This window comes from Martelella mangrovi (assembly GCF_040545495.1).
Taxonomy (GTDB): Bacteria; Pseudomonadota; Alphaproteobacteria; order Rhizobiales; family Rhizobiaceae; genus Martelella; species Martelella mangrovi.
In genome coordinates, this window is sequence record NZ_JBEPLY010000001.1 from 495,787 (window position 1) to 510,818 (window position 15,032).

The following is a 15,032-nucleotide window of genomic DNA, read 5'->3' on the forward strand; positions in this document are numbered from 1 at the left end:
ACTTCAGGCTTTTTCGAGCGGTGCGACCGTAAGTTTACGGCCATCGCCGGCGACGATGTGCACATGCGCGCCCTCCGGCAGGTCCGGCCCTTCCACGACCCAGAGCGTATCGTCGAGCCTGATGCGCCCGCGCCCGTCGGTGATCGCGTCGACCACGATGGCGGTGCGCCCCACAAGACTGGCGGCGCGCTGGTTGAGCAGCGGTTCGTCGGATGTGGTTTCCCGGTTTTTGAGGATCCGCCGCCCGACAATAATGGCGACAACGGAAAGGACGGCAAACAGCAGGATCTGCAATTGCCAGCCCCAGAAGCCGAAGGGCCAGAAGACCAGCGACAGCGCGCCGAGTATGATGGCGGCAATGCCGACCCACATCAGGAACACTCCGGGCAGGAGAAGTTCCGCAACAAGCAGCAGCAGCCCGGCGATAAACCAGCCCCAGGGGCCGGCAGCGGTGAAGAAGTCGAACAGCGCCTCCATCGCCGGTCAGCTTTCCGGATTGCCGGGGCGGACTGACGGTGTCGAGCGACGGGACGTTGCCTGTTCCTGGCCGCCGCCATCCTTGCCGAACACTTCCTTCGCAATCTCGCCGATCCCGCCGAGCGAACCGATCAGTGACGAGGCCTCCATCGGCATCAGCACCACCTTGGAGTTCTTTGCCGTGCCGATCGAGGCCATGGCCTCGGTGTATTTCTGGGCGACGAAGTAGTTGATCGCGGCGACATCGCCGTCGGCAATGGCCAGTGACACGGAGCGTGTCGCATTGGCTTCGGCTTCGGCAAGGCGTTCGCGGGCTTCGGCCTCGCGGAAGGCTGCCTCGCGCTCGCCTTCGGCTTCAAGAATTGCAGACTGTTTGGAGCCTTCCGAACGCAGGATCTGCGCGGTCTTGCTGCCCTCCGCCTCGAGGATCTGGGCGCGCTTTTCGCGTTCCGCCTTCATCTGCCGGCCCATGGCTTCCACGAGATCGTTCGGCGGACGGATGTCCTTGATCTCGATGCGGGTGACCTTCACGCCCCAGGGTTCGACCGCAAGATCGACCACGCGCAGCAGTCGCTCATTGATGGAATCGCGGTTGGAGAGCAGTTCGTCGAGATCCATGGAGCCCATGACGGAGCGGATATTGGTCATGGTCAGGTTCAGGATCGCCATTTCCAGATTGGCGACCTGATAGGCGGCACTTGCCGGATTGAGGATCTGGTAGAAGGCGACCGCGTCGGCCTCCACGCTGGCATTGTCGCGGGTGATCACCTCCTGTTCGGGCACATCCAGCACCTGCTCCATGATGTTGATGCGCTTGCCGATACGGTCGATGAACGGAATGATCAGGTTGAGGCCCGGCGTCAGCGTGCGGGTATAGCGGCCGAAGCGTTCGACCGTGTAGCCATAGCCCTGCGGCACGGTCTTGATCCCCGCCAGAAGCGTCAGAAGGATCAGGACCGCCAGTATGATGATCGTGACGGAAAATCCGGTCAGTGCTGCCATGTCGTTTCCTCCTGTTGCATCGGCCTTGCGAGGCTGATGTCTGTTTTATCATTATAGACGCAACGGCGTGCGCGAGGCCATGACCTTGTTTTTCAGGCGTTGAGGCCCTATTCAAGCCAGCCGCGCAACTCACGCGCCACCACATGTTCGATCACCCGCATGCCGGCCGGCGTGTCGTTGAGACAGGGGATGTGGGTGAACTTTTCACCGCCATGCTCCATGAAGCTCTCGCGCGCCTGTTCGCCGATTTCCTCAAGGGTCTCGAGACAGTCGGAAACAAAACCGGGATTGAGGATCGCGACCCGCTTCACGCCCTTTTTCGGCAGACCTTCCACGGTCTTGTCGGTATAGGGCTGCAGCCATTCCTCAGGCCCGAAGCGGGACTGGAAGGTGATCATCATTCTTTCCTCGGAAAGTCCGAGCTTTTCGCGCAGCAGTCGCGCCGTCTTCTGACACTGGCAGTGATAGGGATCGCCCTTCTTGAAATAGGACTGCGGGATGCCGTGGAACGATGTGATGATCAGTTCCGGTTCCCAGTCGAGCGTTGCCAGATGGTCGGTGATCGACTGCGCCAGCGCATCGATATAGACCGGGTCGTCGTGATAGGGCGGCACGGTGCGCAGCGCCGGCTGCCAGCGCATGTCGAGCAGCGTCTCGAACGCCTTGTCGTTGACGGTCGCCGTCGTTGAAGCCGCATATTGCGGATAGAGCGGAAACAGCAGAATGCGCTCGCAGCCCGCCGCCTTCAGCGCTTCGATGCGGGCGGTGATGGAGGGCTGGCCGTATCGCATCGCCCAGTCGATGACGAGATTGTCTTTATCGGCGTAGTGTTCAGCCAGTTTTTCCGCCTGGCTTCTGGTGTAGGTGCGCAGGAAGCTCTCGTTTCGTTCCTTGTTCCAGATCAGCTCGTAGGCCTGGCCTACCTTGGCGGGGCGGCGGTTCAGCACGATGCCGTAAAGGATCGGATACCACAGCGCCCGCGGCCATTCGATGACGCGTTTGTCGGTCAGAAATTCTTCCAGATAACGGCGCATGGATTTCTTGTCCGTGCCGTCGGGTGTTCCGAGATTAACCAGAAGAACACCGGTCTTTCCGAAGGCGACACTGGGATGGTTATCCGGCCAGGCGGCATGCATTTCAGACATTGTTTTATCCCGGTTCCGTTTCGTGTGTTTCGAGCTTTTGGGGCGCAGTTTTCTGGCGCCATATATAGATACGAAGCGCAGGCCCCGCCAGACTGGCGAATTGTCGCGATTTGCCGGTCAAAAGCAAACGGCCCGGCGAGGCCGGGCCGAAGAAGAGGGTTTCAGAACAGAGCCTTATTCGGCGACATTGGTGATGCGGCCGTCGACATAGGGCGTGTACGGGCTGTTCATGCCGAGATATTCAGCCACAGCCTCTTCGAGGTTCGGGCCGAAATCATAGGCGTTCATGGCGTTTTCGGCGAAGACCGCATAGCCATCGCCGCCGCCGCGCACGTAATTGTTGGTGACGAGGCCATAAACGGTTTCGGGCTCGAGTGGGGCGAATTCGTCCTCGCCGGTTTCGACCTCGACCGACACGACGCGGCTACCGGGTTCCTTGCTCGAATCATAGGTGTATTTCATGCCGGAGACCTGCGGATAGCGACCGCCACCGTCTTCGATCTGGGACAGGCCGTTTTCCAGCGCCGCAACAATGTCGGAGCCCTTGAGCTGGAACGTCGCAATCGTGTTCTGGAAGGGAAGCACGGTCAGCACTTCGCCCATGGTCACAACGCCGTCATCGATCGAGGCGCGCACGCCGCCGCCATTCTGGATCGCAATCGTGATGCCCTGGTCGGCAACGCGGTCAAGCATGGCATCGGCAACGAGATTGCCCATCGGGCATTCCTCGGCGCGGCAGACTTCGCGGTCGCCGACGATGAGCGCGGTGGATTCCCCGACCTCTTCCATCTTGAGTTCTTCGATGGGGCCGGCCTTTTCGGCAATCCAGCTGGCCACGTCCGCGTCAGGCGTGAACAAGGCATCAAGCAGGATCGGATCGCCCTTGGCGGAGGTGACGACGCCTTCATCGTTGAAGACGACGTCGAGGTCGCCGAGATACTTGCCGTACTGGTTGGCCTGAACAACGGGGACCTGATAGCCGTCGGGGTTGTCGACCATGGTCGGGTAGGGGCCGGCGGCATCTTCATCGGTGTTGGAAAGCAGCGTGTGCGAATGGCCGCCGACGACGACATCCACGCCCGGGATCACGGCGATGGCCGCCAGATCACGCGGATAGCCGACATGGGTGAGCGCGATGATCTTGTCGATGCCTTCGCCCTGCAGTTTTTCGACCTCGGTGGTGATCGCGTCGACATCGACGGTGATGTCGATGTTCTCGCCGGGAGAGGCGATGTCCGGCGTGTCGTTGGTGACCGCGCCGATAATGCCGACCTTCTCGCCGTCAATGTCGAGCACGATCGAGGGCTCGATCATGTCCTTGACGGTGGAATCCGCATTGGTCTTCACATTGGCGGTGACCACCGGGAAGGTGACGATGTCGAGGAAGGTCTTCAGCCCGTCTTCGCTGTCATCGAATTCATGGTTGCCGACGGTCATGGCGTCGTAACCGAGCATGTTCATGAATTCGCCTTCCATCGCACCCTTGTAGAAGGTGTAGAACAGCGATCCCTGAAAATTGTCGCCGGCGTTCAGCAGGATGACATTCTTGCCGTCGGCTTCCAGCGCGTCCCGGGTTTCGTTGATGGCCGTCAGAAGCCGTGCCGCGCCGCCGAAGCATTCGCCTGCCGCATCATCTTCCGCCGAGCAACTGGAATCATACTTGTTGATCGGGTCGAAGCGCGAATGGAAATCATTGTTGTGCAAAATGTTCAGCTCGAAATCGGCAAGCGCGCTGCCGGCGGAAAGCGACAGCACGGAGGCCGCGAGCAGGGCGGCTTTGGAAAAGGAATGCATGGCAGGCTCCTGGTTCGAAGATGAGGCGCGGCACGTGTCGCCCGATGCCGAGTATAGACTTCGAATGTGACGATGATTTTGGGTGCGCCGTCAAGCCTGCTTTTGACGGATAATACCAAGAGTCAATGATTAGGACCCATATGATACGCGCCGGCTGTCATCTTCAGGAGGATTATCGACGGTTGTCAGTAACCGGCGCCGCTCTGCATGCCGGAAAAGTTGACATTGGTGCCGGGTGCCGGTGTGCCCGCCGGGGTATAGGTCGTCGGCGTGTTCGGGTAACCGGTCTGCGGCATGGACGAGCCCATTGGCTGCTGCTGCCCTGTGACGGCGTTGCCGGGGGCCATCGGCTGCTGGGGCGCATTGGCGGCCGTCACGGCGGCGGCGTCATCAAGCGTGAAGCCGACCGGTGCCGATGCCGGCTTGTAGAGCGAGAACTGGTCGCCCTGGCTCGGCGTGCAGTTCATCAGGTAGGGGGCCGCAATCGCGCAATTGACCCGCGAGCGGGTCTGCCGCAGCACGGAGGTCAGATCAATTTCGACCATATTGCCGGTGACCGTGTACTGGCCGACGGCGAGAACCTGATTGGAATCCGTCGTGCGGGTTTCGAACTTTCCGGCAGAAAAGCTCGAAATGATGCCGTCCCGATCCAGCCACTGACCGTCCACGGCGGTCCGCGGTACCTGCGGCTGCGTGGGCGTCGGCAGACTGCGCGGCTGCTCATACGTGGTGCAGCCCGCCAGAAGCAGGGCACAGGCGGCGAAGGTCGTGGCGAGGAGCGGTTTCACTGTGATACTCATTGACGATCCTGTCTTTGCGCTAAAAAGGCCTATTTCTGCTGAAAAAGCAACTGTTAAGCGGGCTTTTGGTTCCGGGTATCTCGTATTTTCAGCTGTTGTCCTGTCTGCCGGCTGCTGCGCGAGACCTTGCCGCGCGGCGTCTTTCGGTGCTTTCCGCCGGCCATTCGGCGTTCATGTCGTAATAGTGGCTGAAGCTGCGGGCGCTTTCCGGCAGTGGCAGCCATGGCAGTTTCGTCGCCGTATAGATGTGCACATCCGGCACAAAGCTTTCCGGTGCATCGAGCGTGGCCATGCGCACAAACAGCATCCAGCCGCGCCGTCCGTAGTCGCTCCACAGCGCTGTGCCGCAATCCGCGCAGAAAGACAGATCATGCGGATGGCCGCTGTCTGTTGCAAGCGTGCGGCCGGTGGGGGCGCCCTTCAGGACCGTGATGCGGTCCGTTTCGATCAGTCCGTTGATGACGAACGGGCCGCCGGATTGCCGCCTGCAGTCGCGACAGTGGCAGGCATGGATGAACATCGGGCGGCCGCGCATGGAAAAACGCACCGCGCCGCAAAAACAGCCACCTGCAAATTGTTCCTCTGCCATGCCGCGCTCCCGTCGCCGCTTCCATCCAAAGCAAATCACGATGAAACAGCCGGAGCAAGCAGAATTGAGGCGCGCCGGTGTTGCCTTGCGCCGAAGCTTGCGCTTATGGATCGCAAGACCAATAGAGTTCAGGAGTGCGGGATGACCGAGAAACCGGCAGTGACCATTCACTATTGCAGCATGTGCAACTGGCTGATGCGTTCGGCCTGGATGGCGCAGGAGCTGCTTTCGACGTTTTCGCATGAACTGGGCGCGGTCACGCTCAAGCCGGGCACCGGCGGCATCTTCGAAATCCACGTCGACGACACCCTGATCTGGGAGCGCAAGCGCGATGGCGGCTTTCCCGGCCCGAAGGAGCTGAAACAGCGTGTCCGCGATATCATCGATCCCGAACGCGATCTCGGCCATGTCGACCGGACAGAGGTGCAACAGGCCGAGGACTGACCGGGCGCGCGCACCCCGCATTTTGCAGGGCTTTGAATTTTTTGTCGCGAAAACGTCAAATACCCGTTGACGAAACCCGCCGGGTCTCTTAAACGGGCCTTCGTTGCCCAGATGGCGGAATTGGTAGACGCGCCAGCTTCAGGTGCTGGTACTCGCAAGGGTGTGGAGGTTCGAGTCCTCTTCTGGGCACCAATCATTTTTTCAAGACATTGATATTTCAGGACGGTTGACGTTGGTCCCTTGCCGCAAGCCGGTTTGAGGTGACAATGCTCCGGGATGTCCTGTATGCCGCGGCAGCGTGGTCTGCGCTTTCTGCCCACTCTTTGCCGCTTTCCTGTTATCCGATAGAATCGTTCTCTTCAGAAATGCTCCGAATCGGATCGACGCCATGTATTTGACACGACGCGCATTTTCTTCCGGGGCCCTTGCCGTTCTTCTGTCTGCCTGCTCCAGCAATCTGACGGGCGGGTTTACGCCAGTTGCCGATCCCGGCATGCGGCAAATGCCCAATCGCGGCTGGGATGCCTGGGTGGCCGGGTTCAGGGGCCGGGCTGAAGGGCGCGGCATTTCCACGGCGACGCTGGACGCAGCCTTTGCCCGCGCAGGCTATACGCCGGGCGTGATCGAGGCCGACCGCAACCAGACTGAATTCTCCCGCACGCTGGAGGAATATCTGGCGATTGCCGCATCCGATGAGCGGGTTGCCAAGGGGCGCGCCAATTATGCGCGCTATCGTGATGTGCTGGACCGGATCGAGGCGACGTACGGCGTCGATGCCAACGTCATCGTTGCGATCTGGGGGCTTGAAACCATGTATGGCGAACGGCGCGGCAATGTGCCGGTCGTGTCGTCCCTGTCCACGCTGGCGTATGACGGCCGGCGCGGCGCGTTTTTCGAACAACAGCTGACGGCGGCTCTCAGGATCCTGCAAAACGGCGACATCAGCCCGGAGGGCATGGTGGGAAGCTGGGCCGGGGCCATGGGCCATACCCAGTTCATTCCGACGTCCTATCTGGCCTATGCGGTCGATTTCAACGGCGACGGGCGGCGCGATATCTGGGGCGACGACCCGACCGATGCACTGGCCAGCACGGCTTCTTATCTTTCGCGTTCGGGATGGCGGAAAGGCCAACCCTGGGGCGGGGAGGAGGGCTCGCCCGGGGCTGCCGCCGGCACCAGACAGATCCAGCCGCAGGCCGGCGGGCCGGTCTTTGCCGTAGGGCCGAATTTCGACGTTATCAAGCGCTACAACAATTCGACGAATTATGCGCTCGGCGTCGGCTATCTTGCAGACCGGATTGCGGGCGCCGGTCCGATTCGCGGCAGTTTTCCGCCGGATCGATACGGTTTTTCCGCCGATCAGCGCAAGGCGGTGCAAATGCGGCTGAAGGCGGCGGGTTATGATCCGGGCAGCATTGATGGCGTATTCGGCGATGAAACCCGTGCTGCGATATCCGCCTATCAGAGAGGTCGGGGGCTTGAGGTCACCGGCGAGCCGTCAATGGCCCTGCTGCAACGGCTTGAGCGGTAAACGGCATGATGGTCTCCCGGGGCGCTTCTCAGCGTCGCCCGGTATCTTGAACCTGCCGGTGTCATCCCCGCTGCGCCTTATCCCCGCTCCACGCAGAGCGCGACGCCCATGCCGCCGCCGATACAGAGCGTGGCGAGGCCCTTGCGGGCGTCGCGGCGTTTCAGTTCGTGAAGCAGCGTCACCAGAATACGGGCGCCGGACGCGCCGATCGGATGGCCGATGGCAATCGCGCCGCCATTGACGTTGACCTTTTCCGGGTCCCAGCCGAGCCCGTCATTGACCGCGCAGGCCTGTGCCGCGAACGCCTCGTTGGCTTCGACAAGATCGAGGTCTTCTGCGGACCAGCCGGCCTTTTCGAGCGCCTTGCGGGAGGCAGGAATCGGGCCCGTGCCCATGATGGTCGGATCGACGCCGGCTGTCGCCCAGGAGGCGATGCGGGCAAGCGGAACAAGGCCGCGCCGGGCGGCCTCGTCTGCATGCATCAGCACCAGAGCGGCAGCACCATCATTCAGCCCCGAGGCGTTGCCCGCCGTCACCGTGCCGTCCTTTTCAAAGGCGGGGCGCAGGGCGGCAAGCGTTTCCGGGCTTGCGTCGAGGCGGATATGTTCGTCGCTGTCGACGACCGTTTCGTTTTTGCGCACACGCACCGTGACCGGGGTGATTTCCTCGGCAAACCGGCCCGCCGCCCGGGCGGCAGCTGCCTTGCGGTGACTTTCAATCGCAAAGGCATCCTGCCGCGCCCGGTCGATACCGAATTTCCGGGCGACATTTTCGGCGGTGATGCCCATATGGGTGGCATCGAATGCATCGATCAGCCCGTCGCAAAGCATGGTGTCGGCAAAGCTGACCGAACCCATTTTCTGGCCGCTGCGCAGATTGGCGCAATGGGGTGCAAGCGACATGGATTCCTGCCCGCCGGCGACCACGATCCCGGCATCGCCGCAGGCAATCTGCTGCATGCCCAGTGCTATGGTGCGCAGCCCGGAGCCGCAGACCTGGTTGATGCCGAAAGCGGTTGCGGTATCGGGAATTCCGGCGGCGATGGCTGCCTGCCGGGCCGGGTTCTGGCCGGCACCTGCCGCCAGCACCTGCCCAAGGATTACCTCGTCCACCGCATCCGGCGCCACGTTGGCGCGCTTCAGCGCCTCGCCGATGACAGCGGCGCCAAGCACATGGGCGGGAACGGAGGCGAAGGATTTCATGAAGCTTCCGACAGCGGTGCGCGTTGCCGCGACAATGACGACATCACTCATTTCAAGCCCTCCCGGTGGTCCAGCCCCAACTCGAAACGGGCTTCGGTTCGGGCGGTGATCTCCTCAAGGCTGACGCCGTCGGCAAGTTCGGTGAGAACCATCTTCACCGGGCCGTGACGCGCGATGGTGAAAACGCCGAGATCGGTGATCACCATATCGGCCACGCGGGTGCCGGTGAGCGGCAGATTGCATTCGCGCAGAAGCTTCGGGCTGCCCTTGGCCTCGTGCTCCATCACCACGACCACGCGTTTGACACCGGCAACCAGGTCCATGGCGCCGCCCATGCCCTTGACCATCTTGCCCGGGATCATCCAGTTGGCGAGGTCGCCGTTTTCGGCAACCTGCATGGCGCCGAGGATCGACAGGTCGATATGGCCGCCGCGGATCATCGCGAAACTGTCGGCGCTCGAGAAGAAGCTGGTTTCGGGAAGTGCGGTCACCGTCTGCTTGCCGGCATTGATCAGGTCGGCATCTTCCTCGCCCTCATAGGGAAACGGCCCCATGCCCATCATGCCGTTTTCGCTTTGCAGGCGGACATCCATGCTGTCGGGAATATAATTGGCAACAAGCGTGGGAATGCCGATGCCGAGGTTGACGTAGAATCCATCCTCAAGTTCGCGGGCGGCGCGGGCCGCCATCTCGTCACGTGTCCAGGCCATATTACGCGCCCTCCGTCTTGCGTTCGCGCACGGTGCGCTTTTCGATATGCTTTACGGGGTCGGGTACATGCACGATGCGGGAAACGAAGATGCCGGGCGTGTGCACATGGTCGGGATCGATCTCACCGGGGGCGACCAGATGCTCGACCTCCGCGACCGTCAGCCGGGCCGCCGTCGCCATATCCGGATTGAAATTGCGGGCCGTCTTTCGGTAGACGAGGTTGCCTTCATGATCGCCCTTGTAGGCGTGTACCAGCGCGACATCGGCAACAAGGCCGGTCTCCATGATATAGTCGTCGCCATCAAAGCGCCGGACTTCCTTGCCCTCGGCAATCAGCGTGCCGGCGCCGGTTTTGGTGAAGAAGGCCGGAATGCCGGCCCCGCCGGCGCGGATGCGCTCGGCAAGCGTGCCCTGCGGATTGAACTCCAGTTCCAGTTCGCCGGCCAGATACTGTTCGGCGAAAAGCTTGTTCTCGCCGACATAAGACGAGATCATTTTCTTGATCTGCCGGGTTTCCAGAAGCCGGCCGAGGCCGATCCCGTCAACGCCGGCATTGTTTGAAATCACCGTCAGGTCGCGGGCGCCGGATTGCTCGACCGCTTCGATCAGCGCCTCGGGAATGCCGCAAAGGCCGAAGCCGCCCGACATGATCACCATGCCGTTACGCAACTGACCGGCCAGCGCTTCGGCTGCGGTCTGATAGACTTTCCGCATTGTCTCCTCCCAGAGAAATTGCCATTTGTCAGAAACAGAATAAGCTTGCGGCAGCCCCGGCCCGAGTCGTATTTATACGACATGAACACTGCTCACCCCTCGCCCACCTTCACCCTGCCCGAACTGCCGGTGCCGCTTGTGTTTGCCACCCATCGCGTGATCCGTGACTGCAATGAAGAGTTTGCGGCGCTGTTCGGCTATGATCGCGAGGCGCTCATCAACAAGAGCTTTGCGCGTCTTTATCCGGCCATCGACGACTTCGTGCGCACCGGAGAGATGTGGAGGGATAATCTGCCGGGCGGTGCGGTCTATTACGACGAGCGGATCATGGCGGCGACCGACGGACGCCGGTTCTGGTGTCGTGTTCGGGGGCGCTCGCACAACACCGAAGATCCGTTTGCGGCGGCAGTTTACTGTTTCGAACCGATCACCCGGCCGGTGTCTGCGGCCAACACGGTTCTGACCGGCCGCCAGCGTCAGATCCTCACACTGGTTGCCCAGGGCAAGACCAATGCCGCCATTGCCGAAGAACTGGGGCTTTCGCGCAGAACCATCGAAACCCACCGGTTGCGCATGACCCGGGCGCTTGGGCTGCGCAACAGTGCGGAGTTGCTCGCCTGGTTTCTCAACAGTGCCGACAACCCGTCCAAACCCGATTTCGGGGAGGGCGACCCGTGAGGCAAGACTTCAGTGCATGGCTGCGATGACAGCTTGTCCATGTTCGTGCGGCCGCGACGGTATTATATATTGGTCACACGCGAAAATAAGGAGTTCAAGACATGTCTTTCGGACATCGCAACCGTGACGGCCAGACCTCAAACACCCGCTCGCACAATCCCTTTGTTCGCCTTGCCCACGGCTTCAACGACTTCATCGAAAACTATCAGGAAGTCCGCCGCGAAGCCTATCGCCGGTATCCCAACAGCTTCCGGTAATCGTTTCTCCGGGACAGACCGCATCAGCGCGGTCCATCCCGTGGCCTTCAGGCCTTGCGCAGGGTAACCCGCATCGTTGCAGCGCGCGTCCGCGGCGCGATCATCGGGGACAGATAGCTGCTGCTGGCGTATTTTGCACGGTATGCATCATCAATGCGGTCATTCACGGCATCGTCGGTCACCGGCTCGAAGCTGACCTCATGGGTTTTCCCGGCAACACTGATGCGACCTGCCTTTTGTTCAAGTGCTGACCGATACCAGCGTGAACGCGTGCCGTTATAGGCGCGCACGTAGAGATCGCCATCCGCCACAACCGACCAGATGAAGGTTGGCGTACCGTAGGTTTTCCCATCCTCGCGAAACGGGGCGATGCGGAAATCGTCGGCGACCGCGATATCCTCGAGTTGTTCCGGTGTCCAGTTCATGGCGCTGTCCTTTCACTTCGATCACGTCTGTCATGGCCGGGAAGGCATTGCGTGCCCCCTGACCACATCGATCCTCAATGTGGCCATGCGCGGCCGGCGCAAAAAGATGCCCGCATTGCTGACAAAGATGAACGCAGCTCATCAATAGGCATCACTGTTGCCTGACGGGATTGCAATCTCGATCGGGTGACGGCGCTCTCAATCGTCCGTCTGACGGCCCTTGAAGGATTTGGCGAGCACGAACATCTCCACCGATTCGGAACGCGATGCCGCCGGCTTGACGTGGACCACCTGTTTGAAATTCTGCTTGAGCATGGTCAGCAGATCGTTTTCGGCCCCGCCCTGAAAGGTCTTGGCCAGAAAATGCCCGCCTTCGGCCAGGGTCTCGATTGCAAAATAGGCGGCCACCTCGCACAGATACATGGTGCGCAGATGGTCGGTGCGCTTGTGGCCCGTGGTCGGCGCGGCCATATCCGAGATCACCAGATCGGGCGGACCGTCGAGCGCGTCCCGCAGAAGTTCCGGCGCGTCATCGTCCAGAAAGTCCATCTGGAAGAATTTGACACCGGGAATAGGTGCCATTTCGAGAAAGTCGATCGCGGCCACCCGCACATCCGTATCCGTGGACCCGGTCACCTTGGCGGCGATCTGCGACCAGCTGCCGGGGGCCGCGCCCAGATCGATGATCCGCCGTGCGCCCTTGAGGATCTCGTGTTTTTCATCGATCTCCAGCAGCTTGTAGGCCGCACGTGCGCGAAAACCCTCGGTCCTTGCGCGCTGAACGTAAGGGTCGTTGATATGCCGCTCGATCCAGCGCCGTGACGAGGCCTTGAGTTTGCTTTTCTTGACCTTCTGGCCGATCTTGCGGCCGGTGCGGGCCGGTTTTGAGGTTGGCTTGGCCATTTTTGTCAGTCCCTGCTGTCGTGGCGCGGCTGGTGGGCGCGGTTGAACCCGCCCCGGCGGCGCTTCGAGCGCCACACGCCGTCGCGCATCATCATGTCCGTCAGAATGCCCTCGCGCAGGCCCCGGTCGGCAACCCGCATGCGCGGCGCCGGCCAGCGGCGGCGGATCGCCTCCAGAATGGCGCAACCCGCCAGCACAAGATCGGCCCTGTCGGGGCCGATGCAGGGATTGGCCGCCCGCCCGGCGAAATCCCAGGACAAAAGCTTGTCCTGCATGGCGGAGACCTCGTCATTGGAAAGCCATATGCCATCGACCTTGCGCCGGTCATAGCGCGGCAGATCGAGATGGACACCGGCCAGCGTTGTCACCGTCCCCGACGTGCCGATCAGGTGAAAGCCGTCGTCATGGGCGCTGCCTCCGATTTCCGGGCAGTGGAAATCACCAAGCAGAGCGGTCACTTCGGCAACCATGTCTTCGAAAATCGCCGGCGTGACGTGATGGCCGCCATACCGCTCCGAAAGCGTGACGACCCCGACAGGCAGCGATGTCCAGTGCGAAATATGATTGGCGATGCGTAGCGACCGGTTCTCGCCGAACCGGATCACGGCGATTTCCGAGGAGCCGCCGCCGATATCGAAAAGCACGGCGGAACGGGTTTCCCGCCCGATCAGCGAGGCGCAGCTCGAAACGGCAAGCCGTGCTTCGGTTTCGCGGTTGATGATTTCAAGTTCAAGCCCGGTCTCGTTACGCACCCGTTCGAGAAAGGCGTCGCCATTATCGGCGGCGCGACAGGCTTCCGTCGCAATCAACCGCATGCGCCGGACCGAGCGCCCCTTCAGCTTGGCTGCGCACAATGAAAGCGCCTCGACGGCCCGGTCCATTGCCTCGGGTGACAGGCTGCCTGTTGCGGCAAGGCCTTCGCCAAGCCTGACAATGCGCGAAAAACCGTCGACCACGCGAAACTGATTGTGGCGTGTCGGCTGGGCAATCAGAAGCCGGCAATTATTGGTGCCGAGATCAAGCGCCGCGTAGAGGGTATTGCCCGCATGTCGCGGACCGCCGTTTCCGGGACCGGTTGTATGCGGCGCCGGGTCGCGTTGTGGTTTCTGTGGTGCGTTTTGTGCCGTCCCGCCCGTGTGCGGACCCCGTTTTTGCGGGGGCGGCGGGGCATCTGCTGCGGCCGGCTTACCCGCGGCATCCGGCCGGTCTGATTTTGCACCGGAAGCGCGCACATGTTTGCAGCCATCGGCGCCAAGCGGCCCCTTGGTATGGGCCTTGCGTCGCCGTCTGCGTTTCTTTTGTCGGGGTGCGGCGGTGTCGCCGTCCGGCTTTTCACGGGCGATATCGCCAACGCTCGCAAGCGGCTGGCCGCTGCCTGCGTCGTGCACGGGACCGCAACCGCCCTTGCGGCGTTTGCCGCGACGGCGCTTGCGTTTACCGGGAACGGCTGCGGCCTGCGGCACAGCCGGGTCGCTACCGGACGACGCGTTTGCGCCGTCATTCAATGCGGGCACTCCGGGGGCAGCATTTCTGTTGCCTTTCCGGGATCGGCGACGACGGGTCCGCTTGCCCTCGCTGCCTTTTTCCAAGCGCGCCCCGCCATCCGACAGCCTGTCGCTGTTTTGGGGGTCTTCCACTTTTCCAGTTCCATCGCGCCGCGCAAGCCGCTGTCCCAAAGGGTCGCTCGCAACATGGCGCTCAATCGATTTTCAGTTGACGTCATCATAGCAGCCGCGGAAGGCAAGGCCAATGCCTTTTCTTTTGTCGATTTTGCGTCCCGCCGCCTGTCCGGGCATGATCGTCAACGAACAGGAAAATTTTGAATTTTCCCCTTGGCAAGCCGGGGTAATTCTGTTTATAAGCGCCCCACATTGAAGGCGCGTTTGCGCCGGACGGTGGGGAATAGGTTAACGGTAGACCCACGGACTCTGACTCCGTTAGTCCTGGTTCGAATCCAGGTTCCCCAGCCATTCCTTTCAAGATGTATTCTCGGTTTAGGTATCAGAACAGAACGTTTCGGTTGGCCGGGGTATTGGCGAGCTCCTTCTCCCGCACGGTGGTCTGCCGGTGCGAAAGCGCCAGAGAATGCCATTGAATACACGGCGATCATCGACCCGCGGCACGCTGCCGCTGTTGTGGAGCATAAGCGGCTCGCTCACCGCTCACCCGAAATCCATCAGGTCAAAATGACGGCGCATCAATGGTCTCCTTTGCAGAAACCATTGAATCAAATCACATGCACCCATGTGAGCCCCTTTTATGGGGTGACCTGAGCCCCTGAACTTCCTCCAGATTCTGGTAGAGTCTGTCACGACACGGAGACGGACGGCATGAAGCGTTCACGGTTCACGGAAGAACAG

Annotated in this window: 17 protein-coding genes and 2 tRNA genes; 7 read left to right on the top strand and 12 right to left on the bottom strand. The window is 61.4% G+C overall.

Annotation, left to right across the window (positions count from 1 at the left end):
- Positions 1–3: 3 nt before the first annotated feature.
- The 6 genes from ABID12_RS02290 to ABID12_RS02315 form a co-directional block, all read right to left on the bottom strand.
- A complete protein-coding gene (locus ABID12_RS02290; protein WP_354432933.1) occupies positions 4–477 on the bottom strand; it encodes an NfeD family protein in 474 nt (157 codons plus the stop codon).
- 6 nt (positions 478–483) lie between these two features.
- Positions 484–1,479 (bottom strand): SPFH domain-containing protein, encoded by a 996-nt coding sequence (locus ABID12_RS02295; protein ID WP_354432934.1) that lies wholly within the window; start codon positions 1,477–1,479, stop codon positions 484–486.
- Between the two features lie 107 nt (positions 1,480–1,586).
- Entirely contained in the window at positions 1,587–2,624 is a 1,038-nt protein-coding gene (gene hemH, locus ABID12_RS02300) for a ferrochelatase (protein WP_354432935.1), read from the bottom strand.
- Positions 2,625–2,798: 174 nt separating this feature from the next.
- Positions 2,799–4,418, bottom strand: coding sequence for a bifunctional metallophosphatase/5'-nucleotidase (locus ABID12_RS02305; RefSeq protein WP_354432936.1), 1,620 nt, complete (start codon positions 4,416–4,418; stop codon positions 2,799–2,801).
- A gap of 185 nt (positions 4,419–4,603) precedes the next feature.
- Entirely contained in the window at positions 4,604–5,218 is a 615-nt protein-coding gene (gene omp10 / locus ABID12_RS02310; protein WP_354432937.1) for an outer membrane lipoprotein Omp10, read from the bottom strand.
- 88 nt (positions 5,219–5,306) lie between these two features.
- Positions 5,307–5,807 (bottom strand): GFA family protein, encoded by a 501-nt coding sequence (locus tag ABID12_RS02315; RefSeq protein ID WP_354432938.1) that lies wholly within the window; start codon positions 5,805–5,807, stop codon positions 5,307–5,309.
- 141 nt (positions 5,808–5,948) lie between these two features.
- Between ABID12_RS02315 and ABID12_RS02320 the strand changes: the two genes are divergently transcribed.
- The 3 genes from ABID12_RS02320 to ABID12_RS02330 all read left to right on the top strand — a co-directional run bounded on the left by ABID12_RS02320 (position 5,949) and on the right by ABID12_RS02330 (position 7,782).
- On the top strand, positions 5,949–6,251 hold the full coding sequence (locus ABID12_RS02320; protein WP_354432939.1) for an Rdx family protein: 303 nt from the start codon (positions 5,949–5,951) through the stop codon (positions 6,249–6,251).
- A 105-nt stretch (positions 6,252–6,356) separates the two neighbouring features.
- A tRNA-Leu gene (locus ABID12_RS02325) sits at positions 6,357–6,443 on the top strand.
- Positions 6,444–6,639: 196 nt separating this feature from the next.
- Entirely contained in the window at positions 6,640–7,782 is a 1,143-nt protein-coding gene (locus ABID12_RS02330) for a lytic murein transglycosylase (RefSeq protein ID WP_354432940.1), read from the top strand.
- A gap of 77 nt (positions 7,783–7,859) precedes the next feature.
- Here ABID12_RS02330 and ABID12_RS02335 read toward each other — a convergent pair whose 3' ends face one another.
- The 3 genes from ABID12_RS02335 to ABID12_RS02345 are packed head-to-tail and all read right to left on the bottom strand — an operon-like array spanning position 7,860 to position 10,409.
- Positions 7,860–9,035: an acetyl-CoA C-acetyltransferase gene (locus ABID12_RS02335; protein ID WP_354432941.1), complete on the bottom strand. Its 1,176-nt coding sequence runs from the start codon at positions 9,033–9,035 to the stop codon at positions 7,860–7,862.
- On the bottom strand, positions 9,032–9,694 hold the full coding sequence (locus ABID12_RS02340) for a 3-oxoacid CoA-transferase subunit B (protein ID WP_354432942.1): 663 nt from the start codon (positions 9,692–9,694) through the stop codon (positions 9,032–9,034). Before ABID12_RS02340 ends, ABID12_RS02335 begins: the two co-directional genes overlap by 4 nt.
- A 1-nt stretch (position 9,695) precedes the next feature.
- Positions 9,696–10,409, bottom strand: a complete 714-nt coding sequence (locus tag ABID12_RS02345) for a CoA transferase subunit A (RefSeq protein WP_106307620.1) — start codon at positions 10,407–10,409, stop codon at positions 9,696–9,698.
- 81 nt (positions 10,410–10,490) lie between these two features.
- Here ABID12_RS02345 and ABID12_RS02350 point away from each other — a divergent pair, with 81 nt between their 5' ends.
- Complete coding sequence (locus ABID12_RS02350) at positions 10,491–11,087, top strand: helix-turn-helix transcriptional regulator (RefSeq protein WP_354432943.1); 597 nt, start codon at positions 10,491–10,493, stop codon at positions 11,085–11,087.
- Between the two features lie 101 nt (positions 11,088–11,188).
- Entirely contained in the window at positions 11,189–11,344 is a 156-nt protein-coding gene (locus ABID12_RS02355) for a hypothetical protein (protein WP_181190776.1), read from the top strand.
- Between the two features lie 47 nt (positions 11,345–11,391).
- Here the strand turns inward: ABID12_RS02355 and ABID12_RS02360 are convergent, their stop codons facing one another.
- The 3 genes from ABID12_RS02360 to ABID12_RS02370 all read right to left on the bottom strand — a co-directional run bounded on the left by ABID12_RS02360 (position 11,392) and on the right by ABID12_RS02370 (position 14,309).
- Positions 11,392–11,769: a DUF2255 family protein gene (locus tag ABID12_RS02360; RefSeq protein ID WP_354432944.1), complete on the bottom strand. Its 378-nt coding sequence runs from the start codon at positions 11,767–11,769 to the stop codon at positions 11,392–11,394.
- Positions 11,770–11,967: 198 nt separating this feature from the next.
- Entirely contained in the window at positions 11,968–12,672 is a 705-nt protein-coding gene (locus tag ABID12_RS02365; protein WP_354432945.1) for an RlmE family RNA methyltransferase, read from the bottom strand.
- A 5-nt stretch (positions 12,673–12,677) separates the two neighbouring features.
- A complete protein-coding gene (locus tag ABID12_RS02370; RefSeq protein ID WP_435528142.1) occupies positions 12,678–14,309 on the bottom strand; it encodes a Ppx/GppA phosphatase family protein in 1,632 nt (543 codons plus the stop codon).
- 54 nt (positions 14,310–14,363) lie between these two features.
- Between ABID12_RS02370 and ABID12_RS02375 the strand changes: the two genes are divergently transcribed.
- A complete protein-coding gene (locus ABID12_RS02375) occupies positions 14,364–14,495 on the top strand; it encodes a hypothetical protein (protein ID WP_354432946.1) in 132 nt (43 codons plus the stop codon).
- 73 nt (positions 14,496–14,568) lie between these two features.
- A tRNA-Gln gene (locus ABID12_RS02380) sits at positions 14,569–14,642 on the top strand.
- Positions 14,643–15,032: the final 390 nt, after the last annotated feature.